The sequence below is a fragment of the Mesorhizobium tianshanense genome (genome assembly GCF_007830515.1).
GTDB classification, from domain to species: domain Bacteria; phylum Pseudomonadota; class Alphaproteobacteria; order Rhizobiales; family Rhizobiaceae; genus Mesorhizobium; species Mesorhizobium tianshanense.
Window position 1 is genome coordinate 58669 of record NZ_VLKT01000006.1, and the last position, 23125, is coordinate 81793.

19 protein-coding genes are annotated in these 23125 nt (G+C 63.7%); 10 read left to right on the forward strand and 9 right to left on the reverse strand.

Translation table 11 applies throughout. From position 1 onward, the window contains the following. Positions 1-145: 145 nt before the first annotated feature. The gene (locus IQ26_RS06255; RefSeq protein ID WP_145714945.1) at positions 146-4837 is read left to right on the forward strand and encodes an alpha/beta fold hydrolase; all 4692 of its coding nucleotides are present in this window, start codon (positions 146-148) and stop codon (positions 4835-4837) included. Positions 4838-4911: 74 nt separating this feature from the next. Here IQ26_RS06255 and IQ26_RS06260 read toward each other — a convergent pair whose 3' ends face one another. Beyond that, positions 4912-5769 carry a protein-L-isoaspartate O-methyltransferase family protein gene (locus tag IQ26_RS06260; RefSeq protein WP_162457877.1) on the reverse strand — a complete coding sequence of 286 codons (858 nt, stop codon included), beginning with the start codon at positions 5767-5769 and terminating at the stop codon, positions 4912-4914. Between the two features lie 306 nt (positions 5770-6075). Here IQ26_RS06260 and IQ26_RS06265 point away from each other — a divergent pair, with 306 nt between their 5' ends. From IQ26_RS06265 to IQ26_RS06290, 6 genes are all read left to right on the forward strand, one after another. Then, positions 6076-7230, forward strand: coding sequence for an efflux RND transporter periplasmic adaptor subunit (locus IQ26_RS06265; RefSeq protein ID WP_145714950.1), 1155 nt, complete (start codon positions 6076-6078; stop codon positions 7228-7230). Further along, the gene (locus tag IQ26_RS06270) at positions 7230-10361 is read left to right on the forward strand and encodes an efflux RND transporter permease subunit (RefSeq protein ID WP_145714952.1); all 3132 of its coding nucleotides are present in this window, start codon (positions 7230-7232) and stop codon (positions 10359-10361) included. The genes IQ26_RS06265 and IQ26_RS06270 overlap by 1 nt, the downstream gene beginning before the upstream one ends. A gap of 258 nt (positions 10362-10619) precedes the next feature. Then, on the forward strand, positions 10620-11435 hold the full coding sequence (locus tag IQ26_RS06275) for an SDR family oxidoreductase (protein WP_145714954.1): 816 nt from the start codon (positions 10620-10622) through the stop codon (positions 11433-11435). A 42-nt stretch (positions 11436-11477) separates the two neighbouring features. Next, positions 11478-11957 carry a MaoC family dehydratase gene (locus IQ26_RS06280; protein WP_036267570.1) on the forward strand — a complete coding sequence of 160 codons (480 nt, stop codon included), beginning with the start codon at positions 11478-11480 and terminating at the stop codon, positions 11955-11957. Between the two features lie 178 nt (positions 11958-12135). Continuing rightward, positions 12136-12780 (forward strand): TetR/AcrR family transcriptional regulator, encoded by a 645-nt coding sequence (locus IQ26_RS06285; protein WP_145714956.1) that lies wholly within the window; start codon positions 12136-12138, stop codon positions 12778-12780. A gap of 223 nt (positions 12781-13003) precedes the next feature. Continuing rightward, complete coding sequence (locus tag IQ26_RS06290) at positions 13004-13243, forward strand: DUF680 domain-containing protein (RefSeq protein WP_145714958.1); 240 nt, start codon at positions 13004-13006, stop codon at positions 13241-13243. An 84-nt stretch (positions 13244-13327) separates the two neighbouring features. On the opposite strand, the gene IQ26_RS06295 is transcribed toward IQ26_RS06290, so the two are convergent. The 6 genes from IQ26_RS06295 to IQ26_RS06320 are packed head-to-tail and all read right to left on the reverse strand — an operon-like array spanning position 13328 to position 19154. Further along, positions 13328-13558 (reverse strand): hypothetical protein, encoded by a 231-nt coding sequence (locus IQ26_RS06295; protein WP_145714960.1) that lies wholly within the window; start codon positions 13556-13558, stop codon positions 13328-13330. A gap of 52 nt (positions 13559-13610) precedes the next feature. Beyond that, positions 13611-14192 carry a sarcosine oxidase subunit gamma gene (locus IQ26_RS06300; protein WP_145714962.1) on the reverse strand — a complete coding sequence of 194 codons (582 nt, stop codon included), beginning with the start codon at positions 14190-14192 and terminating at the stop codon, positions 13611-13613. Next, positions 14185-17178 carry a sarcosine oxidase subunit alpha gene (locus IQ26_RS06305; RefSeq protein ID WP_145714964.1) on the reverse strand — a complete coding sequence of 998 codons (2994 nt, stop codon included), beginning with the start codon at positions 17176-17178 and terminating at the stop codon, positions 14185-14187. Before IQ26_RS06305 ends, IQ26_RS06300 begins: the two co-directional genes overlap by 8 nt. Then, positions 17175-17471, reverse strand: a complete 297-nt coding sequence (locus IQ26_RS06310) for a sarcosine oxidase subunit delta (RefSeq protein ID WP_145714966.1) — start codon at positions 17469-17471, stop codon at positions 17175-17177. Before IQ26_RS06310 ends, IQ26_RS06305 begins: the two co-directional genes overlap by 4 nt. A 7-nt stretch (positions 17472-17478) precedes the next feature. Further along, positions 17479-17901, reverse strand: a complete 423-nt coding sequence (locus IQ26_RS06315; RefSeq protein WP_145714968.1) for a hypothetical protein — start codon at positions 17899-17901, stop codon at positions 17479-17481. Continuing rightward, on the reverse strand, positions 17901-19154 hold the full coding sequence (locus IQ26_RS06320) for a sarcosine oxidase subunit beta (RefSeq protein ID WP_145714970.1): 1254 nt from the start codon (positions 19152-19154) through the stop codon (positions 17901-17903). Before IQ26_RS06320 ends, IQ26_RS06315 begins: the two co-directional genes overlap by 1 nt. 278 nt (positions 19155-19432) lie before the next feature. Here IQ26_RS06320 and IQ26_RS06325 point away from each other — a divergent pair, with 278 nt between their 5' ends. Together IQ26_RS06325 and IQ26_RS06330 are read left to right on the forward strand one after the other, a co-directional pair. Continuing rightward, on the forward strand, positions 19433-20191 hold the full coding sequence (locus IQ26_RS06325; protein WP_145714972.1) for an SDR family oxidoreductase: 759 nt from the start codon (positions 19433-19435) through the stop codon (positions 20189-20191). A 213-nt stretch (positions 20192-20404) separates the two neighbouring features. Then, positions 20405-20965 carry an ankyrin repeat domain-containing protein gene (locus IQ26_RS06330; protein WP_145714974.1) on the forward strand — a complete coding sequence of 187 codons (561 nt, stop codon included), beginning with the start codon at positions 20405-20407 and terminating at the stop codon, positions 20963-20965. A gap of 34 nt (positions 20966-20999) precedes the next feature. Here the strand turns inward: IQ26_RS06330 and IQ26_RS06335 are convergent, their stop codons facing one another. Next, positions 21000-21527, reverse strand: coding sequence for a gamma carbonic anhydrase family protein (locus tag IQ26_RS06335; RefSeq protein WP_145714976.1), 528 nt, complete (start codon positions 21525-21527; stop codon positions 21000-21002). A gap of 19 nt (positions 21528-21546) precedes the next feature. Beyond that, entirely contained in the window at positions 21547-21891 is a 345-nt protein-coding gene (locus IQ26_RS06340; RefSeq protein ID WP_145714978.1) for a DUF6949 family protein, read from the reverse strand. A 146-nt stretch (positions 21892-22037) separates the two neighbouring features. On the opposite strand from IQ26_RS06340, the gene IQ26_RS06345 reads away from it, so the two are divergent. After that, a complete protein-coding gene (locus tag IQ26_RS06345) occupies positions 22038-22769 on the forward strand; it encodes a hypothetical protein (protein ID WP_145714980.1) in 732 nt (243 codons plus the stop codon). Positions 22770-23125: the final 356 nt, after the last annotated feature.

Genomic DNA, 23125 nt, shown 5'->3' on the forward strand with positions numbered 1-23125 from the left:
TCGCTCGCAGGGCAGAGGTCCGGTGACGGAGTACGGGTCAAATGCGATGGCGGGCGTGAAGACACGCCCGCCATCGGTTTGGGTGTTGCGAACCCAAATGCTTCGTCGCTAATGTAAGGCCGACCATACGGTTAGGACAACCGGATTGAGCTCGGCTTTCGAAGTCAGGGTCTTTGGCGACCTCACGGTTCGCTGTGACGGCGAGCCTGTGGCCCTAACGCAATCGCGCAAGACGCGGGCGTTACTCGCCTATCTGGCCGTGCAGCAGAAGCAGCAGCGCCGCGAGTGGCTTTGTGAGATGTTCTGGGACGTCCCTGATGATCCTCGGGGCGCGCTGCGTTGGAGCCTTTCGAAGCTGCGCCAGATCCTAAACGCCGACGGCGAGACTCGGCTTGCGGCCGATCGCAACGTGGTCCAACTGAAACCGGGATCGATCTGGCTCGACTACGATCTGATCAGGGGCCTGTCGGCCGATGCGGTTGGTTCGCTGTCAACAGAGCGTCTGGAAGCGATCGCTGCGGCTTTCGCCGGCCCGTTCTTGTCGGATCTCTATCTGCCTCGCTGCCAGGCATTCGAAGCCTGGCGTGTCTACTGCTCGAACGAGACCGAGATTCTGCACCTGAAGGCGCTACGCGCCCTGATCGATCGCCTTGGCGACGAGCCTGAGCGGGCGCTTCCCCACCTGCACACGCTGCAGTCTCTTCTTCCGGACAATGATTTAGCAGACGAGATCACCTGCATTAACGAGCGGGCCCGTGTTGCCGTCACCGCTCGCCCGATCACAGCTGGCACGACCGCCGGACCTGGTAGCCGGCCGTCAGCGGAACCTCTGGCGCCGGAGCCTGCGCGCGATCTCACACTGCCGCCTTCGACGAGGACCTCGTCAGGCAAGCAGCAAATACGCTATGTCAATGCCCGCGATGGCACCCGGATCGCTTATGCCATCAGCGGATCCGGGCCAGCGATCGTGCGCGCCTCGCACTGGATGTCCCATCTCGACTTCGATTGGGAAAGCCCGGTTTGGGGACATTGGATCGATGGCCTGTCCAGCGGCTTCACGCTTGTACGCTACGACGGGCGCCTGAACGGCCTTTCCGACACGGTCTGCCAGGATGTTTCTTTCGATGCCTTCGTCGACGATCTCGAATGCGTTGTAGAGGCTGTGGGCCTCGACCGTTTCGTCCTCCTTGGAATATCGCAAGGCTGCGCACTCTCGGTCGAATACACCATTCGCCATCCCGAGAAGGTAGCGGGTCTCTTGATTTGGGGGGGATATGTTCGTGGATGGCGAGCGCGCGGAAATGCCGCGGAGATCGTCAGACGCGAAGCAATCTCGGCATTGATGCGCCGGGGCTGGGGTCAGGACGACCCATTGTTCCGCCAGATGTTCACCAACCTGTTTATACCGGGCGCCAATCGCGTGCAGATGGATTGGTTCAATGAGCTGCAGCGCCGGACCCTCACGCCGGAAAACGCGATGCGGTTGAGCTATGTCTTTGCAGACATTGACATATCGCGATCGCTTGAACGGCTGCATGTGCCAACGCTCGTCCTGCATGCCAACGGCGACCTGGTCGCGCCTTTCTCGGAAGGTTTGGCGCTCGCCAGATCGATAACTGGTGCCCGCTTCGTCGAACTGGACAGCGCCAATCACATCCTTCTCGCCGAGGAACCCGCGTTCGGCAACTTCATTCTCGAGGCGTCGGCATTTGCCAACGAGGCGCTTCAGGCGCAAACGGTCGTTGCGGTCGACCCGAGAACCCGGCGACAGGCAACGATTCTGTGCGCCGATTTCCAATACGCCGACCCGGTGATGGAGAGCCTACCTCCCGACGTCGCGCTGGAGCGGGTCGACCCTTTCCTCACGCAAGCCACCGCACTCGTGCGGGACAACGGAGGAACGGTTCTAACGATTTCTGAGACCGAGCTGGTCGCGTCGTTCGGCGCGCCCGAGCCGCTCGAAGGACATGCGGCGCTTGCCTGCCGGACCGCACTCGCGGTGCGCGAACTCGTGCTGCGCCACGGCGATTGGATGACCGGCGTTCGTGCTGCCCTGGACACAGGCATCGTGATCGTCGGCCCGACGCGCGACCGGGCTTTGGAGGTGCGCGGCGGGCCGGTGTCCGTGGCCCATACGCTGAGCCAGGCGTTGGGGCGCGAACTCGTGGTGGCAACCGCCAGGACCCGGGCAGCGGCTGGCGGCTTCGTCAGTATGGAAGTGCTGGCAGCGCCACTTCTGTCGGAATACCCGAGGAACCAGCGGCTCTTTGAAGTGAGCGAGATCAGGCGGGGCCGCTCGCGCTGGCAGTTGCGCGCCGACACGCAATTGTCGCCTTTCGTCGGCCGCGAGATGCAGCTGCAGATTCTGAACAAGGCCTGGCATGACGTATTCGACGGCGAAGGTCAGACGGTTTTCGTGGTCGGCGATCCCGGTCTCGGCAAGTCGCGTGTCACGCATGAATTCGTTGGCGCCATCCCTCACGATGACGCTGAGAATCTGGAGGTCGGCGCGCTGGAGACGGACCTGCGCAGCGGCTTCGTCGTAATTCGGAAACTGCTGCAAACCCTGTTCGGCGTGGGCGACACCGAAGCGCCGCCAATCGCGATCGAAAAGGTACTGGCAGCGCAAAGCGCGCAAGGCTTCGATGAGCGGCTCCTCGATCCGATCATGGCGGTCATGGAGCTGCCCGTTCAGGATCCGAACTGGGCTATCATTTCCGGCCAGGAGCGATCCCGGCGCATGCAGGAAGCAGCGGTTGGGCTTCTGCTCTTCCTTGGCCGCAGGAAGCCCGTCGTTCTCCTGGTCGAGGACCTTCATTGGATAGACAGCGAGAGTGAGGGGGTCCTGGTGCGGCTGGCGCAGGCACTGCCCACTGTCCGCTGCCTGCTTATCCTGACCTGTCGGCCCGAATATGATCGCAGTGCCTTCGCCGCTGCAGGGCCTTCCGAAATCCGCCTGCCGGCGTTCAATACAACCGAAGCAGCATCACTCCTCGACTACCTGGTTGGCAGGGACCCTGAGCTCGAGCGGCTCCGCGGCGCAGTCTCGGATGCGTGCAAGGGCAATGCATTGTTCCTGGAAGAGACCGTCCGCGCCCTTGCCGAGACCGGCAAGCTGGAAGGGCAGCCGGGCCGCTACCGGCCCTCTGGCGAGGTCGACGAGATCGTCGTTTCGGCGAGCATCCAGACGATCGTCGACGCGCGCTTCGAACTTCTCGACAAGGATGCGAAGCGGGTCGCCGAGGTCGCCTCGATCTTCGGCGGAGAGATTCCGGTGCTCTTGCTACGAAGGATGACGGCACTGCCGAGCCTGCGCTTCGATGCCGCCCTCCAGAATTTGAAGAAGGCCGATCTCCTGGTGGAGCTTCAGGTTTTTCCCGAGGCTTTCGTCCGCTTCAAGCACGTCCTCATCCGAGCCGCAGTGTCAGGACGTATCGTATCGTCCGCGCTTGTCGAGCTTCACAGGGCTGCGCTCGCCGAACTCAAGGCCTACTATGCGGACAGGCTTGAGGAACACAGCGAGCGCCTGGCCAGACACGCGCAACAGGCTCACCTTTGGGACGAGGCCGTCGGTTATCTTTTGATCTCGGCACGAAAGGCGATCAGGCGGTCGGCACACACCACCGCGCTTGAGCAGCTGGACCTCGGGGTTTTGCTGCTGAGGAAAAACGAGATTGCCGACGCCGACGAGCAAGAGATCGAGTTCCAGCTCGCGAGGGGCGTGGCCCTCATGGCGGCTCGCGGTTGGGGTGCGGCCGAAGTGCTCGCCGCGTTCGAGCGTGCCGAGGAACTTTGCGGCAAGATCGGCGACCAGGCGCGTCTGTTCACGGCACTGCGCGGGAGAGCCCAATACTATATGCTCAGCGGTAAGCCGGCAGCGGCGCAGGAGCTGGCGTGCCGATGGGCAGGCATGGTTAAGGACGACAGCGATCCCGGTCTGGCGATCGAGACCGAGCACATGTTCTGGACAAACAATTTCTTCCTTGGGGAGACCGCGGCGGCCCAGAACCATGCGGAACGCGCCATCGGCCTCTACGACCCCGACCGCGATCATTATCTGACGTACAAGTACTCCGGTCATGACCCGGGCGTCTGCTGCCGCTGCTTCGCGGGATTGTCAGCCTGGCTGGCCGGCGAGCCGGATAAGGCAAGGTTACGGTGCGAGGACGCAATCGGACTCGCTGGACGTTTCGAGCATCCGCTGAGCATGGCACTTGCGTATTGGGGTACGAGCTACCTCCACATGTTCGCGGGCGCTCCTGAGGCCGCGCTTCGGGCGGCCGAAAGCGAGCTGCAGATCGCAGAGAAGTTCCAACTGCCGCTCCTTGTCGGCCAGGCCGCGTTCCAGGTTGGTTGGGGGCAATTCCGGCTTGGAGAACGGGCGTCAGGCCTGCGCGGCATGGAGGAAGCCATATCTGCCATTCGCCGGACCGGCGCAGAAATGGGGCTGCCCTATCTGATTGGCCTTTACGCCGAAGCGCTGGGCGAGAGCGGCAGGCTGGACAGCGCTCGCAAGTCGGTTGAAGCTGCCCTCGAGCTCGGCCGCTACAACGGAACCTATTTCCAGCTCGCCGAAGTACTTAGGATCGAAGCCTGTATCCGCGAAAAGAGCGGTGGCGGACCTGACGAGATCGAGAAGATGCTCCATAAGGCTGCGAACGTCGCTACCTTGCAGCGTTCCGCGATTGGCCAACTGCGTATCGCTGTGGAACTCGCTCGCTGTCTTCGAAGGCGCGGAGATGTCGATACAGCGCGCGAACTTATCGCGCCTCACGGCGAGCTTATCGGCAAGCTCGACGACAGCCAGGATGGTCGCGCGGCGCGTGAGTTCTTCTAGCCCAACGTGCCTACGTGACACGTGCCCAGCAACCGCGCCGCCCCCCACTACGGCTGAATAGGCGTCCGGCTAGGCTAGGCTTTCGAAATCCAGTATGCGTCGGTGACCAGCCAAGCATCTTCGATGCAATTGTCCGATCGCCCTCGATGGTATTGCGCGAGATCAGTGACCTTGCCTCGCGCAACCTTGAGGGCGGCAGTCAAAGCCTCTTCTTCCTCACTGCGCCTGGCTCCGCCGCAATGGTAAAAACCGCATGGCACAAGTGATCTTACAGGAAACGTATCGCCGGCCCTTTCTAGAAGCATCATGAAGCCCCATTGGTCTTCACCTGTGAACGGCAGCGCCATCCGACCGACGTCGGACAAATTTGAAAGCCACCGTTCCGGCACGTGCGTCACTCCGGCAAAAGCGACCACGACATCGAGGTTTGGCAGAGCAACTGCCTGTGTGGCGTCACCGGAGATCACTTCGACATGGGCATAGTGAGCAAGATTGCTTTGCGCGCGCCGAGCGAGTTCTTCGTCGATCTCATAGGCAATCACGCGTCCTTCAGAACCCGTCAGTTCAGCGAGAATAGCGGTGAAATAGCCGACACCAGCGCCCACCTGAAGGATGGTCTGGCCAGGAGCTATGTTCAGATGGTCGAAAACAAATGCCCAAAGCGACGGCAGTCCGCTGTTCAATCCGCGCTTTTCGTCAAGCGAGACCAGAACGTCGTGGTAAATCTCATGAAGTGTGGCTGTAGGGCTCGTATGGACTGCCCCGACCTGCAACCTCGAATGGATACGCCATGGGCCTTTACCGAGATATTCCTCGCGCGGGACTTTGGCGAAGGCGTCTATGACAGCAGGGTTATGCACAACGGGTGATGAGACACGTAGATCTTCGGCAAACCATCGGCGCGCTTCACCATCATCGGTTCTTGTCGGCATGAAATGTCGGTTCCTGGATTGTGCGTGCTTTCTCATACTCTCAGAAACGACGGCAAACCGGCTGTGGTCATTGGACACAGATTTTCGCCATTGGGTCTTCTTCAGCCCTGCCTTGAACCATTGGCATCAGCCAGCAGATCGAGTTTGACGCCAGCGTAGCCCGTCTACCAACGTTACGCCGATTTAATGTGCAAGCGAGCGGGAGAATTGCCATAAAGCCTTGATATCATCCCAAGTGTCGGATCGTGCCGTCTCGTCTACTCAACTTGGGCACCGTAGACGGTATCTTTGCCAACCGGAGTGCCGATGGCCGCCTGGAAACAGATCGTTTTTGCACTTGTGATCCTCGTCGCGGCCGCGGCCGCCTGGCTTCGCTTTTTTCCAGGCGCGCCGGATGTGCTGGCGCGCTGGGGCATCGACTGGGCTTATGCCACAACGCCTCCGACGGGCGCCGTCGACAATGCCGGACAAGCAGGCGGCCGCAGCGGCGCCGGCCAGCAGGTGACGATCGTCGCATTGCCGGCGGCCTCGGCCATCATCAACGATCGCCTGCAGGCGATCGGCACCGGCCGCGCCAACGCCTCGGTGACAGTCAATCCCTACAGTACCGGCCGTCTCATCGAGTTCCTGGTCGAGTCCGGCGCCCATGTCGAAAAAGGACAGGTGATCGCAACCCTCGATTCCGACACGGAGGAGATCGCACAAGACCGCGCCAAGGTTGCTTTGCAGGACGCGCAAGCCAAGCTCGACCGGGTCAAATCACTGCGGGCTTCAAACGCCGCGACAGCGGTCGCGGTTGCCGATGCCGAAGTGGTGCTGGCCAATGCCAAGCTGGCGCTTCGCGACGCGGAACTGGCCTTGCAGCGCCGCTCGATCGTCGCGCCGATCTCCGGCGTCGTCGGCATCCTGCCGATCGCCGCCGGCAACTATGTGACCAACCAGTCGGCGGTCGCCACGCTCGACGACCGCTCCAGCATACTGGTTGAATTCTGGGTGCCGGAGCGCTTCGCCGCCGCCGTCAAGGTCGGCGCGCAATTGTCGGCGACGCCGATCGCCAATCCCAACAAAGCCTATACCGGCACGGTTTCGGCCATAGACAACCACATCGACGAAGCCAGCCGTACCCTTCTGGTCAAGGCAAAGATCGCCAATCCGGCCGATTCGCTGCGTGCCGGCATGTCCTTCCAGATCACCATGAAGTTTCCCGGCGACAGCTATCCGGCGGTCAGTCCGCTGGCGATCCAGTGGGGTTCGGACGGTGCCTATATCTGGGCCATCGAGGACGGCAAGGCCAAGCGGGTGGCCGTGCGCATCATCCAGCGTAACACCGAGACCGTGCTGATCGACGCCCCGATCGTCAGCGGCGACATGGTGGTGACCGAAGGCACCCAGAGCGTCAGCGAAGGCGGCGAGGTCCGCATGGCCGGCGAAGAACAGCGCGCCGCGGACGCTGACGGCTGATGACCACAACCAACAACGCCGCCAGCGACACAGGCTTCACCGCCCTGTTCATCCGCAGGCCGGTGATGGCCTTTGTCCTGAATACGCTGATCGCGGTTGCCGGCCTTGCCGCCTTCTACGGTGTCGAGGTTCGCGAACTGCCTGATGTCGACCGCGCCGTCATCACCGTTTCCACGGACTTCGACGGCGCCGCGGCCGAAACCGTCGATCGCGAGTTGACCGACACGATCGAGGGAGCGGTCGCCCGCGTCTCCGGCGTCAAGTCGATCTCGTCCACCTCGTCCTTCGGCTCGAACCGCGTCACCATCGAGTTCAACGACGGCGTCGACCTCGACGTCGCCGCTTCCGATGTGCGCGATGCCGTCGGCCGCGTCGCCAACCAGATGCCGGACACGGCGGATGCGCCACGCATCGTCAAGGCCGACGCCAATTCCGATCCGGTGATGCGGTTGGCCGTCACCTCCGACACCATGCCGGTGCAGGACATGACGGTGCTGGTCCAAGACCAGATCGAGGACACGCTTGCCGCCGTGCCTGGCGTTGCCGACGTCCAGGTCTATGGCGACCGTGACAAGATCTTCCGCATCGATGTCGACCAGAACAAGCTCGCCAGCCTGGGCTTCACCGTCGCCGATCTCAGGGCAGCGCTGGCCTCGGTCGCATTCGACTCTCCGGCGGGCTCGATCACCTCGACCAACCAGGATCTCATCGTGCGCACGACGGCGGACGTGACCACGCCGGAGGAGTTCGAAAACCTCATCATCGGCGGTACGACGCGCATCCGCGACGTCGCCACCGTCACGCTCGGTCCCGACATCGGCCAGACCACATTGCGTTCGAACGGCAAGACCGGCATCGGTCTCGGCATCATCCGTCAGGCGGAATCGAACACGCTGGACATTTCGACCGGTGTGAGGGCCGCCGTCGCCAAGCTGCAGGCGGATCTGCCCCAGGGCATGTCGATCAAGGTTACCAGCGACGATGCGGTCTTCGTCAACGGTGCGGTGCATGAGGTCGAGATCGCGCTCGGCCTATCCGTCTCCATCGTGCTGATCGTCATCTACGTGTTTCTCCTCGACTGGCGCGCAACGCTCATTCCGGGGCTTGCTATGCCGGTCGCCATGATCGGGACGATCGCGGCGATCTATCTCGCCGGCTTCTCGGTCAACATATTGACGCTGCTCGCTTTGGTGCTGGCAACGGGCCTGGTCGTCGACGACGCCATTGTCGTCCTGGAAAACATCGTGCGACGACGCAACGAAGGCATGGGGCCCCGCGCCGCGGCCGTGCTTGGCGCCCAGGAAGTGTTCTTCGCTGTCATCGCCACGACGCTGACGCTGGTCGCCGTCTTCGTGCCGATCTCCTTCCTGCCCGGCCAGACCGGAGGCCTGTTCCGCGAATTCGGCTTCGTGCTCGCCATGTCGGTGCTGCTGTCCTCCGTCGTGGCGCTGACCCTTTGTCCGATGCTTGCCTCGCGCATGCTGTCGGCCGCGCCGCTTCACCACGAAGGCGGCAGCGGCATCGGCAACCGTATCGGCGGCGCACTGAATGCGCTCTACCGGCGCTGCCTGCACATCTGCCTCGACGCGCCGTGGATCGTGCTTCTGGTCGCGCTGCTGTTTGCAGCCACCGCCTTCACGCTGTTCGGCACGATCCGCCAGGAATTGACGCCTACCGAGGATCGCGCCGTCGTGCTCATGCGCGTCAACGCTCCGCAAGGCGTTAGCCTCGACTACACGACGCAGCAGTTGCAGAAGATCGAAAAACTGATCCAGCCGCTGCGCGATTCCGGCGAAATCCGCAACACCTTCGAACGCGCCGGCTGGAGCGGCGCCTACAATGCCGGTTTCATGGTGATGACGCTGGCGCCATGGGACGAGCGCGCCCGCAGCCAGCAGCAGATCATGGCCGACATCCGCCGGCTCACCCGGCAGGTGCCAAGCGTGCGCGTCTTCCCTATTCAGCCCAACAGCCTCGGTATTCGCGGCGCCGGCAACGGCCTGCAGTTCGCGCTGGTCGGCAACGATCGCAAGGCGCTCGGCGACGCAGCGGTGAAGATCATCGCCGAAATGCAGAAGGATGCTCGCTTCCAGTCGCCGAGGCTCTCCGACGACCTGACGCAGCCGCAGCTTTCCGTCGCCATCGACCGCGAGCGCGCTTCCGATCTCGGTATCGACATCACCGGGCTTGCCGACACCTTGCAGGCCATGCTCGACGGCAATGATGTCGTCGACGTCTATATCGCCGACCGCAGCTACGGGGTGAAGCTCGTCTCGACGACCAACCCGATCAACGATCCGACCGACCTGGAGAACATCTTCCTGAAGACGGCCGACGGCCGCTTCGTGCCGGTGTCGACCATCGCCACCTTGACCGAGCGTGCCGTGCCGCCCTCGCTGACACGCGAGCAGCAACAGCCGTCGGTGGCGATCACCTCCAACCTGAGCGGCGATTTCGCGCTCGGCCAGGCACTCACCCGCGCCGAGGCAATTGCCACGCCGCTCCTGCCGCCGGGCAGCCGCCTCGTGCCCTTGGCCGAGGCGGCGACGCTGGGCGAGACCAACAGCGCCATGATCGCCGTCTTCGGCTTCTCGCTGGTCATCATCCTGCTGGTGCTCGCCGCCCAGTTCGAGAGCTTCGTCAGCGCCGTCATCATCATGGCGACGGTGCCGCTCGGCCTCGCCTGCGCGGTCTTTGCCCTTTTGCTCAGCGGCACCAGCCTCAACGCCTACAGCCAGATCGGCCTGGTACTGCTGGTCGGCGTCATGGCCAAGAACGGCATCCTGATCGTCGAGTTCGCCAATCAGTTGCGCGACCGCGGGCTCGGCGTGCGCGAGGCGATCGAGCAAGCCTCCACGATCCGGCTGCGGCCGGTTATGATGACGATGATCTGCACCGTGCTCGGCGGCGTGCCGCTGGTGCTGGCAAGCGGCGCCGGCGCCGAGGCGCGCATCGCGCTCGGCTGGGTGATCGTCGGCGGTCTGGGACTGGCCACCGTCTCGACGCTGTTCTTGACGCCGGTCGCCTATCTCCTCCTCGGCCGCTTCGTGACGCCGAAGGTGGAAGAGGCATCACGGTTGAAGCGCGAGCTCGAGGAGGCCGCCTACACCAATGTCGAGCCTGCGGAGTAGGTTCCGGTCAGGCCGCAGCGTACCCGGCACAGAGCAATTACTTTCAGCTTTAATGGCCCCTCGTTCCGAGCGTTTGCGCTGACTTCAACAAATTGATCTCCAATACAAATTGGGCACTTATCATTTGTCTGGAGCGATTGTCCTAACCACGGCACTTTACCCGTGGCAAGGATGATCGTAATTCGGGCAGCCTTCTCAATGCGAGGCCGTTCGCCCGGACCAAGGCAAGGGCGCGCAGATAGGCGCGGAGGAGTTGCAATGAGCTATCTGGACGAGCTGTTTTCTGTCGCCGGCAAGACCGCGCTGGTGACCGGCGCTGCAACCGGCATCGGCCGCATGGCGGCGACAGCACTGGTCAGGGCCGGCGCCACCGTGATGATCGCTTCGCGCAAGGGCGAGGATTGCATCAAGGTCGCCGGCGAATTGAATGACCTCGGCGGCTCCGGCCGAGCCGAGGGGTTTGCCAGCGATGTCTCCAGCGAGGCTGGCATCGCGGCGCTGGTCGCCGAGGTCAAGGCGCGGACGGAGCGGCTGAACATCCTGGTCAACAATGCCGGCATCTCCTGGGGCGCGCCGCTGGAAAGCTTCCCCTATCACGCCTGGGCCAAGGTGTTCGGCGTCAACGTCACCGCCGTCTTCCATCTGACGCGCGAGCTTCTGCCGCTGCTCGATGCCGCCGCCAGCGATGCCGATCCGGCCCGGGTGATCAATCTGGGCTCGGTGATGGGTACCCAGCCGCTGGCCGACGACGCCTATTCCTACTCCGCCTCGAAGGCCGCGGTTCACCATCTGACGCGCACGCTGGCGATCGAGTTCGCAGCCCGACGCATCACCGTCAACGCCTTCGCCCCCGGCCCCTTCCAGAGCCGGATGACGGCTTTCGCCACTGCAACCGAACAGCAGGCAAGGCATGTCGGCGGCCATGTTCCGCTTCGTCGCATCGGCGCACCGGATGACATTGCCGGCGCAACGCTCTATTTGTGCAGCCGTGCCGGCAGCTACGTCACCGGCGCCATCCTGCCGATCGATGGCGGGCAATCGGTGCAGCATGGGCTGACACTGTTCAAGGAATGAAACCGCTCGCGCTCCGGGCGGTCGAAATGGAGGGCATCAAGCGTGGAACCGATCAGTCTGGATGTGCTTCTGGCCAGCGTCGGCAAGGAAGTCGGCGTGTCGCCGTGGCGGGTGGTCTCGCAGCGCATGATCGACCAATTCGCCGATGCCACCGACGACCACCAGTTCATCCATTGCGATCCGGAGCGCGCCAAGCGCGAGACGCCGTTCGGCGGCACCATCGCGCATGGCTTCCTGTCGCTTTCGCTGTTGTCGGCGATGACCTTCGAGACCATGCCGCCGCTCGAAAACAGCAAGATGGGCGTCAACCACGGCTTCGATTCGCTGCGCTTCCTGGCGCCGGTGAAGACCGGTGCGCGCATCCGCACCCGTTTCGTGCTGGCCGACGTCAAAGTCAGGCCGTCGGGCTGGGTGCAGACGGCGCATGACGTGACGATCGAGATCGAAGGCTCGAAAAAGCCGGCGCTGACCGCACGCTGGCTGACGCTGACGCTGATCGAGCGTCAGCCAGAGGCGGCATGACTGGCGCGAAATGCCGAGGCGGCGAAAGGTGCTCAATGGCCTTGCGGTGGTGAGGCTGATCGACAAGGAGAAGCAGGGCAATACCGGTAACCCTGTTGGGGCTCTCATCTTGTCCAATTCCGTACAGCGTATATAAATTAGCCAGCCACCAACCGCTAACGACCAAGGCAGGCGAAAATTGCCGCTCAGCGTCCAGACACGCCGCGAGAAACAAAAGGCCGAACTGCGCTCCGAACTTGTTGATGCGGCGCACAAGCTCGTGCAGGAGGAAGGCTATGAGGGCCTCACCATCCGCAAGCTGGCCAAGCGCGTCGGTTATGCGCCGATGTCGGTCTATTCCTATTTCGCCGACAAGCAGGACATATTGTTCGCGCTGGCCGAGGATGCGTTCCAGACTTTGGCTAGGCGTATCGAGGATCACCCGGCCAGCGATCCGATCGAGGCGCTAAAGGTGGTCATGACCGAATACGCGGCCTTCGGCCTTGGCAATCCCAACGAATATCGCACGGTGTTCATGACCGAAAAGGTCAAGCCCCCGGAAGGCAAGACCTTCGCCGAGATGCAGGAGGGCAACCCGTTGATGAAGGTGCTGATCGAAAGGGTCGAGGCCTGTGTTGCCGCCGGCAAGCTCAAGGGCGACCCGCGCGCCATCGCCACCATGTTGTGGGCGGTTGGCCACGGCACGATCTCGCTGCTGATCACCTTTCCCTTCTATCCGTTCGGCGACCAGCAGGCTTTCGTGACGCGGATGTGCGACTTCGCGCTTGCCGCGCTGGCCACGCAGGACGTGCCGCCGCTGAGCGAAACGCCGGCCAATTGCTGAAGGGTTCCTTCGGTTTCGGATACCCAAAGATATGGCACGGCACGGGTGAACGGCGCCGCGTGCGCAACTCGGCGCGTGCCGGCGCGGTGCGATTCCCAACATTCAAATAAAATTGTTCGTACATGTACGACTTCCGCCTTGAACCCCGCGATGGTTGGGCGTATATGTACGCTGTATCGTACATGTACGGAAAAAGATTCAGCAATCGAACCGGAGACAGACCATGAAAACGACAGTCCTCGCCCTCGCCGCCGTGCTGGCATTCTCGGGCGCGGCCCACGCTGGCCAGAACCAGCCCGGCAAGCAGGCGCCGGCCACGGCTTGCGCCGACGCCAGCGTCAAGCTCGATTGCGGTGCGACCGGATCGGTGGAAAAGGCAGGCGCGGCCAAGGGCCCGACTGAAAACAAGGGCCCTCGGCTCGGCATTGACATCGATCCGTGGATCGTGCCCAGCACGTTCTGAGGTTCGAAAACAGATGGGCGGCGGGAAATCCTGACCGCCCGTTTCCGTGGCCATTTCAGCCCGGCCTGCTGGAGCTGGTGGGAGTTACTTCTTGCGCTTCTTCATTCCGGCCACAATCTTGGCCTTGCCGGGCTTTGCAGGAGCGCCGGAAATCGAAGTCCCGGTGATCGACACCGGATCGCTGGCGGGAAACGTATCTTCGAGCCCTTCCTCGAGCTCCTCTTCAATGTTCGGTTCTTGATGTTGCTCGTGCTCGAGAGAGCGCACGGCCGACGTCTTCTGGACCGGTGACTTCGGCGCGGATTTCGATGGCATCGATATTCTCCCTCGACTTGCTCGGGCAAACGGTCGAGCGCAGCGAATGTTCCTAAGCCGCCGCGTCGCCTGCCGCCTCGGACAGGAAAGTAAAGACATAGTCGGAGAAGGAACGCCAGCATTCGACCCGGAAAGTGTGCGCCTCCGTGCGCAACAGCACGATCTCGACCTTGCCCAGAATGGTGCGCGAGGCCGCTCCCACGGGGAAGGCGCCAAGCGACAAATCCTGCGGACAGCCTGAATTGATCGTCGTCGCCGCCGCCGGGCCGGTGACCGATATGGCGACGTTGCGATGCGAGATGCCGACCGCCGAATGCAGCACTGTCACCTTGGCGCAGTCGGCGAGCGGGTCTTTTTCGGCTTCGTCGATGACCAGCCATTCGTCCGGCCCAAGCCACAAGGCCGTGCGCCCGGCCTTCGACGCCGAGGTCTTCGGCTTTCGCGGCAGGGTCACGCCGAGCGCCCTCGAAAGCGCAGCGATCGAAGCGTCCGGCGCGCGCAGCGAAATGCGCTCCGCCGGCGGCAACACAGCAAGCGTCACGCCAGCGGCGGAAAGCTCCTGGCCGGCGAGCGCGGCGCGGCGTTCGGCCGACGGCGCGGCGGCGGCGGTTTTCTTCACGGCAGCCTTAGCCATTGAGGCGCTCCCCCTTCTCGTCGAAGAACACCATGCCGGTGATCTCCACCTCGATCGTTCCGTCAGGCATCGGCACATAGAGCGTCTCGCCCATCCGGTCGCGACCGCCGGCAACCAGAGCCAGCGCGATCGAGCGACCGCAATTTTGCGACCAGTAGCTGGAGGTAACGTGGCCGATCATGGTCATCGGGATCGCCTGCTTCGGATCGGCGACGATCTGCGCGCCTTCTTCCAGCACCACCTTGGGATCCTTGGTCTTCAGGCCGACAAGCTGCTTGCGGCCCTTGGCGACGAGGTCCGGCCGCGCCATGCCGCGAATGCCGACGAAATCGGTCTTCTTCTTGCCGACCGCCCAGTCGAGACCGGCATCGTTCGGCGTCACCGTGCCGTCGGTGTCCTGGCCGACGATGATGTAGCCCTTTTCGGCGCGCAGCACGTGCATCGACTCCGTGCCGTAGGCGCAGGCGCCGAGCTTCTGGCCCTCGGCCCACAGCGCTTCCCAGACGGCCTGGCCATAATCGGCCGGCACATTGACCTCGAAGCCGCGTTCGCCGGTGAACGACATGCGGAACAGCCTTGTCGGCACGCCGCAGATCCTGCCCTCGCGCACCGACATATGCGGCAGCGCCTCGTCCGACATGTCGATGCCTTCGACCAGGGGCGCGATGATGTCTCGTGACTTCGGCCCTTGCACGGCGATGACAGCCCACTGCTCGGTGATCGAGGTCAGCCAGACGTTGAGATGCGGGAACTCGGTCTGGAGGTAATCCTCCATATGGTTCATGACACGCGGCGCGCCGCCCGTCGTCGTCGTCACATGGAAGCGGTCCGGCGCCAGCCTGCCCACCACGCCGTCGTCATAGATGAAACCGTCCTCGCGCAGCATGATGCCATAGCGGCAGCGGCCGGGCTCCAGTTTCTCCCATGGATTGGTGTAGAGCAGTTCCATGAACTTCGCCGCATCCGGCCCGACCACCTCGATCTTGCCCAGGGTCGAGGCGTCGAACAGGCCGGCCGTCTTGCGTACGGTGACGCACTCACGATCCACGGCGGCGTGCATGTCCTCGCCCGCCTTCGGAAAATACCAGGCGCGCTTCCACTGGCCGACATCCTCGAACACCGCGCCTTGGGCCTCTGCCCAGGGATGGATCGCCGTCTTGCGGGTCGCGTCAAACAGCGGACCCCGCGCATGTCCGACGATCGAGCCGAAGGTCACAGGCGTGTAGGGCGCCCGGAACGTCGTCAGGCCGACTTGCGGGATCGGCTTGCCGAGCGTCTCGGCGGCAATGGCCAAGCCGTGCATGTTCGAGGTCTTGCCCTGGTCTGTCGCCATGCCGTTGGTGGTGAAGCGCTTGACGTGTTCGATCGAGTGCATGCCTTCATGCACCGCCTGGCGGATGTCCTTGGCGGTGACATCGTTCTGGAAATCGACAAACGCCTTGACCGTCGTACCCGGCCCGGCGCCGGGCGCCGCACCCAGCATGCCGCGCGACCAGCTCTCGCTGGCGTCGACCTTCGGCTTGGTTCCCTTGACCGTGCTGGCGCCGGCATCCTTCGCTGCCTTGGCGCCCGCCGCATAGGCTTCGTCGATCGTCGCCGACAGCCCGTCGGTGCCGTTGCAGGCGCCGACGGAAACGCAATCCTGCACGTAGGTGCCGGGCACGAAGCGCTTGGTCTCGTCGTTGAAGGCGACCTTGCCGCGCGACTGTGAGAACAGATGCACCGATGGCGTCCAGCCGGCCGACATCAGGATCGCGTCGACGGGAATCGTGCGCTCGCCGCCGCCATTCTTCGGCTGCACGGTCATTGACGACACGCGCAATTTGCCGCCGGCGCGGATCACCGCGCGGCCGAAATTGACCTCAATGCCGAGCGCCCTCGCCTCGTCGATCACCGGCCCGGTCGGATTGTCGCGCAGGTCGACGATGGCCGCCACGCCGACGCCGGCCTTCTTCAGGTCGATCGCCGCCGCATAGGCAGAGTCATTGGCCGTGTAGACGCCGATATTCCTGCCGACCGCGACGCCGTAATGATTGAGATAGGTTCGCGCCGCCGACGCCAGCATGATGCCCGGCCGGTCGTTGTCGGCAAACACCATGTGCCGCTCGATGGCGCCCGTCGCCAGCACCACGCGTTTGGCGCGGACCTGCCACAGCCGCTCGCGCGGCAGCTCGCGGCCGGGGTTCTGCAGATGGTCGCTGACGCGCTCGACCAACCCAACGAAATTCTGCGCGTAATAGCCGAAGGCCGTGGTTCGGGAGAGAACGCGGACATTGTCCATGCCCTTGAGCTTCGCGACCGCCGCTTGCGCCCAGGCAAAGCCGTCCTGCCCCTCGATCCGCGCGCCGCTCTCGAAACGAAGGCTGCCGCCGAAATCAGCCTGCTCGTCGGCAAGGATGACGCGCACACCGGTCTCGGCCGCGGCAAGGGCGGCGGCGATGCCCGCAGCACCTCCGCCAAGCACCAGCACGTCGCAATGCGCAAAGCGCGCCGAATAGTGATCGGGATCGGGCTGATCCGGCGCGACGCCAAGGCCGGCCGCTGCCCGGATCTTGGGTTCGTAGAACTTCTTCCAGGCGGCCTTCGGCCACATGAAGGTCTTGTAGTAGAAACCGGCCGAAAACAGCGGCGATGCGATGTCGTTGACGGCGCCGACGTCGAAGGAAAGCGAGGGCCAGCGGTTCTGCGACTGCGCCGTCAGCCCGTCATAGAGTTCCTGCACGGTGGCGCGGACGTTTGGTGTCTTCCTGGCGGAGTCGCGCTTGATCTCGACCAGCGCATTGGGCTCTTCCGCGCCGGCCGACAGGAAGCCGCGCGGCCGGTGGTATTTGAACGAGCGGCCGACCAGATGGACGCCGTTGGCGAGCAGCGCCGAGGCCAGCGTGTCGCCCTCGACGCCGCTGTAGGACTGGCCGTCGAAACTGAAGCGGGCCGTCTCTGCCTGCTTGAGGCGCCCGGCGCCGGGAATACGGAACGCTGCGATCATTTGGAGGCTCCCGGCAGCTTCGCGGGCTTCGGCTCGCCGGCCTTGTAGGTCATGATGAACTTGTCGGTGACGGTGTCGCGCACGGCGTTGAAGAAACGCGCGCAGCCATGCATGTGCCGCCAGCGCTCATAGATGATGCCTTTGGGATTCGAGCGGATGAAAAAGAACTTTTCGAAATCGTCGTCGCTCTCGCCGGCCATGTTGGCCGAACGCGCGATATGCGCCTCGCCGGCGTTGCGGAATTCGAGTTCCGGACGCTCTTCCTCGCAATAGGGGCAGCGGATGAGAAGCATGGTTTTCCTACAATTCGCCGTGGCCGACGCGGGCGCCGGCCGGTTGATCGCAAAGCCTCTGGCCTAGTATCGCGAAGGGCGCGACGAGCCGGATGCGCTCCTCGACGCTTGCCGCGGAGCGAAAAAGCGCGCGGTTCGCCATGTTGCCGATGGTGAGCTGGATTGGATCCGTCGTGACGATGACGCCGCGCGGCTCGAATGGCTCGTCCTCGTCCAGATCGGATGGCCGGCCTTCAAAGAAGGAGACGATCCTTTGGCCGCCGCTCCAGACGCAGGCCAGAATGCCGCCGTCGACAGAAAACGGCCATTCCGCCTCGTTTTCGGCGCGGCTGATCGGCTGCATGCGCACCTCGTCCGGCGACGGAAAATGGAACAGGCCCTGCTCGCCTGCGAGCATCAGCGGCATGGCGACAGCTATCTGGGCCATCATCAGTGCGCCACCGCCGCCGCCGCCGCCTCGTCGATCAGGCGGCCGGTGCGGAAGCGCTCGATGGTGAAGGGCGCGTTGATCGGGTGCGGATCGTCTTTTGCGATGGTGTGGGCAAAGACATGGCCCGAGCCCGGCGTCGCCTTGAAGCCGCCCGTACCCCAGCCGCAATTGACGTAGAGGCCGGGCACCGGCGTCTTGGCCAGGATCGGCGAGCGGTCGGGCGTCACGTCGACGATGCCGCCCCACGAACGCAGCATCTTCATGCGCGTGAATATGGGGAACATCTCGCAGATGGCGTCGAGCGTGTGCTGGAGGATGTGCAGACCGCCGGTCTGCGAATAGGAGACATACTGGTCGGTGCCGGCGCCGATGACCAATTCGCCCTTATCGGACTGCGAGATGTAGGCGTGCACGGTGTTCGACATGACCACGCAGGGCACCACTGGCTTGACCGGCTCCGACACCAGCGCCTGCAGCGGATAGCTCTCCAGCGGCATGCGCACGCCGGCCATGTTCATGATGACGGACGAATGGCCGGCGGCAACGACGCCGACCTTTTTGGCGCCGATGAAACCGCGTGTCGTCTCGACGCCGGTAACCGCCCCGTTCGGTGCCCGCTTGACGCCGGTGACCTCGCAATTCTGGATAATGTGGACGCCGCGCGCCGAAGCGCCGCGCGCATAGCCCCAGGCAACGGCATCGTGACGCGCCGTGCCGCCGCGGCGCTGCAAGGCGGCACCCACCACCGGGTAGCGGGCCTCCTTGGAGATGTTGAGCGGCGGGCAGAATTCGTTCGCCTGCTCGGGCGTCAGCCATTCATTGTCGATGCCGTTCAGACGGTTGGCATGAACGTGGCGTTTCAAGACCTGGACGTCGTGCACATTGTGGGCGAGCATCATGACGCCGCGCGCTGAATACATGACGTTGTAGTTGAGCTCCTGGCTGAGCCCATCCCACAGTTTCAGCGCATGGTCGTAGATGCCGGCGCTCTCGTCATAGAGATAGTTGGAGCGGATGATGGTGGTGTTGCGGCCGGTGTTGCCGCCGCCGAGCCAGCCCTTTTCCAGCACCGCGACATTGGTGATGCCGTGCACCGTGGCGAGATAGTAGGCGGTGGCCAGGCCATGGCCGCCGGCGCCGACGATGATGACGTCGTACTCCTTCTTCGGCTCTGGCGAGGACCACTGTTCCTCCCAGCCCTTGTGACCGCGCATGGCCTCCCGGGCGATGGCGAATGCCGAGTATTTCTTCACGTTGAGGCCTCGCGCCAAAATCTCGTGGATTGCGGCCGGGCATCCACTCAAGCCCCCGGCGCGCGAGGTGTATCACTAGCGAAACCGCGCTGTCACCCTTGCGCTGTTTGCGACGGCGCTTGCCGTTTTGCGCCGCGACAAAAAAGCCGCATCGAAAGTGACGAACGATCAAACCCCGGCGCGAGGTCTGCGCAGGTATCGGGTGGCCCGCACCGCCTCGATCTGCGACCAAGCATCCGATTGCCGGCGAAGCTGGCGCGAAGAAAAGGATGCAGAAAATGTTCGCACTCGCCAACAAGGTCGCCATCGTCACCGGCGCCAGTTCCGGCATCGGCCGTGCCACCGCGAAGCTGTTTACCGAACAGGGCGCCAAGCTGGTCGTCGCCGCCCGTCGCCAGGCAGAGCTTGAGGCGCTCGTCGCCGAAATCGAGGACGCCGCTGGCACGGCCATCGCCCTTGCCGGCGACGTCAGGGACGAGGCCTATGCAAAAGCCCTTGTCGACCTGGCGGTCGGCCGGTTCGGCGGGCTGGATATCGCCTTCAACAACGCCGGCTCCGTCGGCCAGATGGGACCGGTTCCCGATATGTTGTTGAAGACGTGGCACGAGACCATCGACACCAACCTGACCGGCGCCTTTATCGGCGCCAAATACCAGGTGCCGGCGCTGCTGGAGCGCGGTGGCGGCTCGCTGATCTTCACGTCCAGCTTCGTCGGTCGAACCGCCGGGATACCTGGAATGGCTGCCTACGCTGCTGCAAAGGCCGGGCTGATCGGGCTGACGCAGGTTCTGGCTGCCGAATACGGAGCGCAAGGGCTGCGCGTCAACGCATTGCTGCCCGGCGGCACCGACACGCCGGGCGCGACGACGACTACGCCGGAAGCCCGGGCTTTCGTCGAGGGTATCCATGCCCTGAAACGCATGGCGCAACCGCAAGAAATCGCCCGCTCGGCGCTCTATCTGGCGTCGGACGCATCGAGCTTCACCACCGGGACGGCGCTGTTTGCCGATGGCGGCGTCTCGATCAACCGGACGTGAGGCTCTTGAAGCCCTCTGCCCTGCGGGGGCCGCGCTGATCATTGCGGTCGTCTTGGCCCCAGGATGCGGGCGCGTCGCTACATTGTAGCCGAACGCGTCCGACGGTGGTGGTCCAATCGAGCCGCCAGGCGTATCCGATATCCCAACCGGCCTTTCCTTGGGCGGGAGATCGAGGCACTATAGGCCGTCAGTTTCGCCTTCTGGATCACGGCGATGTTGGAAATCCCGGAAAATCGATGCGAGCGCCATCGCCTGTTCAAGGCCATCGACGATGCCTTCAAGGCCGGCGATTTCGATGCCCTCGGTGTGGCTCTCGGCGGTTCGCCGCGCTGGTTCGACGAACGCATGCCGTTTGAGCTCGGCCTTGGCCATCCGCTGGAATATTCGATCTACTGGAGTCCAATCGCCTTCGTCTCGGCGCTGCTCGATGCCGGCTCGAACCCGAACTACGCGGATCATGCCGGCTTTCCTTCGATCATCGCGGCACTGTCCACCGAGCGGGCGGACAGGCACGAGATCATCCGCATCCTGCTCGATCACGGCGCCGATGCCGACATGCGCGGCGTCAACGACTGGACGCCGCTTCACTACGCCGTGGCCATGCGCGACGCCGAGGCGATCCGCCTGCTGCTTGCCGCCGGTGCAGACCCGTCGCTCGAAACCCGCATCGACGATTATGCGACACCACTCGAGGGTGCCGAGGATGCTGGCTTCGAAGCCGGCGCCTCGCTCCTGCGTGAGGCGATGAACAGGCGAGGCGGCATTCAGCGGTGACGGGCGCGAGCGATGGCCGATTTCGGTCGCAACCTTACACCTTCGGCAACCCGGCCTTGAAGCGTTTGCCGTTGGCGACGTAGTGCGCGGCCGAAGCGCGCAGCCCTGCGACCGTGGCATCGTCCAGCTGTCGCATCAAACGAGCGGGCGAGCCGATGATCAGCGAATTGTCGGGGAATTCCTTGCCTTCGGTGACAAGGGCGCCGGCGCCGACCAGCGAATTCTTGCCGATCTTCGCGCCGTTCAGCACGATGGCGCCCATGCCGATCAGGCTGTTGTCGCCGATCGTGCAGCCATGCAGCAAGGCGCGATGGCCGATCGTGCAGCCTTGCCCGATGGTCAGGGGAAAACCGACATCGGTGTGCATGACCGTGTGCTCCTGCACGTTGGTGTCGGCGCCGATGACGATCGGCTCGTTGTCGCCGCGAATGACGACACCGAACCAGAAGCCCGCGTTACGGCCGACCCTGATATCGCCGATCAAGCTGGCGTCGGGCGCGATCCAGTTGCTGTCCGCGTCCTCGAAGCCGGGGGCTTTTCCGTCGATCGCATAGAGCGGCATTTTTCGCCTCCGAATCGTCTCACGCTGAAAAATCGGCCGACCCTAGGAGAATGCCTGCCTCGGACGCAATGTCGAGCAGCACGACGCCCAACGCCAATGCCCAGATCGTCGCGGTGCAACCGCAAGAGATCAGCGCCGGTGCGGAAATGCGGCCTTGCCGCCAAGCATCCAGGGCTTCGTTGGCGAACATCAAGGGCCCGGCGCATGCCGTGGCGACCAACGAGCGCAGGATGTGCGCCGGCGACACATAGGGCTCGACAAAAGCAAGTCGGCGGCCCGATATCAACTCCATCGCCGATCCGGCCAGGCCGCACGCCGTCAGCCCAAACATAAAAGAGAAGAGTGTGTGTTCGAGCGGACCCATCTTCACCTTCCATTTACCATGAAATCGCACAGTCGTGTACGATAGGGCGTGATGCAAGGGTCGCGCCACGCCACATGTGCCGCTCAAGGACACCCGCGGGGAAGCCCAGGGGAAATCTTGGGACAGGTCGCCGATAGAGGATCGCGATGAAGAAGGCAGCCACCGTCCACGGGCCGCAACTCAGTGTCGTCGATTCCAAGCTGATGAAGCGGGTGTTCTACGTGTTTTCGGCGCTGGCTGTGCTTTCGATAGCGATTAGCCTTGGCGGCAAATGGTTCGGCCGCTCGATCGCCATGGCCGGATACACCGACGACACGACGATCCACGAGGTGGTGATCGGCAACAATGTCATCGCCGTGCCGGCCAATGTGATCCGCTTCGATCAAGCCCGGCGCGACGGTATCGCCTCGCGCCTCGACCTCTATCTGCGCTATCCCGAGATGGACGGTTACAGCGAGGCCGCCCGCGACGATTTCAACCACACCGGACCCAGCAAGGACATCATCTTCCTGTCGTTCGAACGGCAGATCATGTCGCGGGACATGAGCGGCCGCCTCGCGCCGATCTACAGCGCCCTGATCATCCAGCCCGGCACGCCCGGCCCGGGCGGCACGACGCTCTACGGCTTCACCGAAAAATCAGGCTATCTCAACGAGGTGCTGGCGGTCGGCAATCGCCCCGGCAAGGACCCGTTCGTGGCCCGCTGCCTGAGCGGCCCGAGTGCCGCGCAATCGCTGGCGCCGTGCGAACGCGACATCCAGGTCGGCGACAAGCTCAGCCTCACCTACCGCTTTCCCAGGGAGTTTCTGGAGGACTGGCAGGCGCTCGACGCAGCCATCGCCGCCGAGGCTGCGCGCATGCTGAGGACCGGGCGCTAGGGCTTGATTCATCCGATCAGGATGAGGCTCTATCTTCTTGTTTGACCATGATCTTTTCTATCAGCCAAGGTCCCACCGCGCTTTCGTCATCCTAGGGCGAGGCGAGGCGACGCGAAGCGGAGCGCAGACCCTAGGATCCCGTGGTATCGGCCGAAGATTGCAGCGGATCAAAACGGCGCTTGTGTGCGCAAGGCGCCAGCTACCCTTCAACCATGATCCAGAGTGGTTCGAGCTTTTCGCGGAACGGGGTGGTGGCGTTCGGTTCTGGTCCGCTGAGCACTGCCGCCACGTAACGGCATGGATCCCAGGGTCTGCGCCGCGTCGCTTCGCTCCTTGCTCCGCCCTGGGGATGACGA

What these genes read in the sequence shown, in the direction of transcription:
- IQ26_RS06340 (WP_145714978.1), bottom strand. Translation starts at nt 21,891, where the DNA reads ATGGGTCCGCTCGAACACACACTCTTCTCTTTTATGTTTGGGCTGACG.
- IQ26_RS06270 (WP_145714952.1), top strand. Translation starts at nt 7,230, where the DNA reads ATGACCACAACCAACAACGCCGCCAGCGACACAGGCTTCACCGCCCTG.
- IQ26_RS06345 (WP_145714980.1), top strand. Translation starts at nt 22,038, where the DNA reads ATGAAGAAGGCAGCCACCGTCCACGGGCCGCAACTCAGTGTCGTCGAT.
- IQ26_RS06325 (WP_145714972.1), top strand. Translation starts at nt 19,433, where the DNA reads ATGTTCGCACTCGCCAACAAGGTCGCCATCGTCACCGGCGCCAGTTCC.
- IQ26_RS06330 (WP_145714974.1), top strand. Translation starts at nt 20,405, where the DNA reads ATGTTGGAAATCCCGGAAAATCGATGCGAGCGCCATCGCCTGTTCAAG.
- IQ26_RS06305 (WP_145714964.1), bottom strand. Translation starts at nt 17,178, where the DNA reads ATGATCGCAGCGTTCCGTATTCCCGGCGCCGGGCGCCTCAAGCAGGCA.
- IQ26_RS06310 (WP_145714966.1), bottom strand. Translation starts at nt 17,471, where the DNA reads ATGCTTCTCATCCGCTGCCCCTATTGCGAGGAAGAGCGTCCGGAACTC.
- IQ26_RS06290 (WP_145714958.1), top strand. Translation starts at nt 13,004, where the DNA reads ATGAAAACGACAGTCCTCGCCCTCGCCGCCGTGCTGGCATTCTCGGGC.
- IQ26_RS06275 (WP_145714954.1), top strand. Translation starts at nt 10,620, where the DNA reads ATGAGCTATCTGGACGAGCTGTTTTCTGTCGCCGGCAAGACCGCGCTG.
- IQ26_RS06315 (WP_145714968.1), bottom strand. Translation starts at nt 17,901, where the DNA reads ATGATGGCCCAGATAGCTGTCGCCATGCCGCTGATGCTCGCAGGCGAG.
- IQ26_RS06300 (WP_145714962.1), bottom strand. Translation starts at nt 14,192, where the DNA reads ATGGCTAAGGCTGCCGTGAAGAAAACCGCCGCCGCCGCGCCGTCGGCC.
- IQ26_RS06295 (WP_145714960.1), bottom strand. Translation starts at nt 13,558, where the DNA reads ATGCCATCGAAATCCGCGCCGAAGTCACCGGTCCAGAAGACGTCGGCC.
- IQ26_RS06265 (WP_145714950.1), top strand. Translation starts at nt 6,076, where the DNA reads ATGGCCGCCTGGAAACAGATCGTTTTTGCACTTGTGATCCTCGTCGCG.
- IQ26_RS06260 (WP_162457877.1), bottom strand. Translation starts at nt 5,769, where the DNA reads ATGCCGACAAGAACCGATGATGGTGAAGCGCGCCGATGGTTTGCCGAA.
- IQ26_RS06335 (WP_145714976.1), bottom strand. Translation starts at nt 21,527, where the DNA reads ATGCCGCTCTATGCGATCGACGGAAAAGCCCCCGGCTTCGAGGACGCG.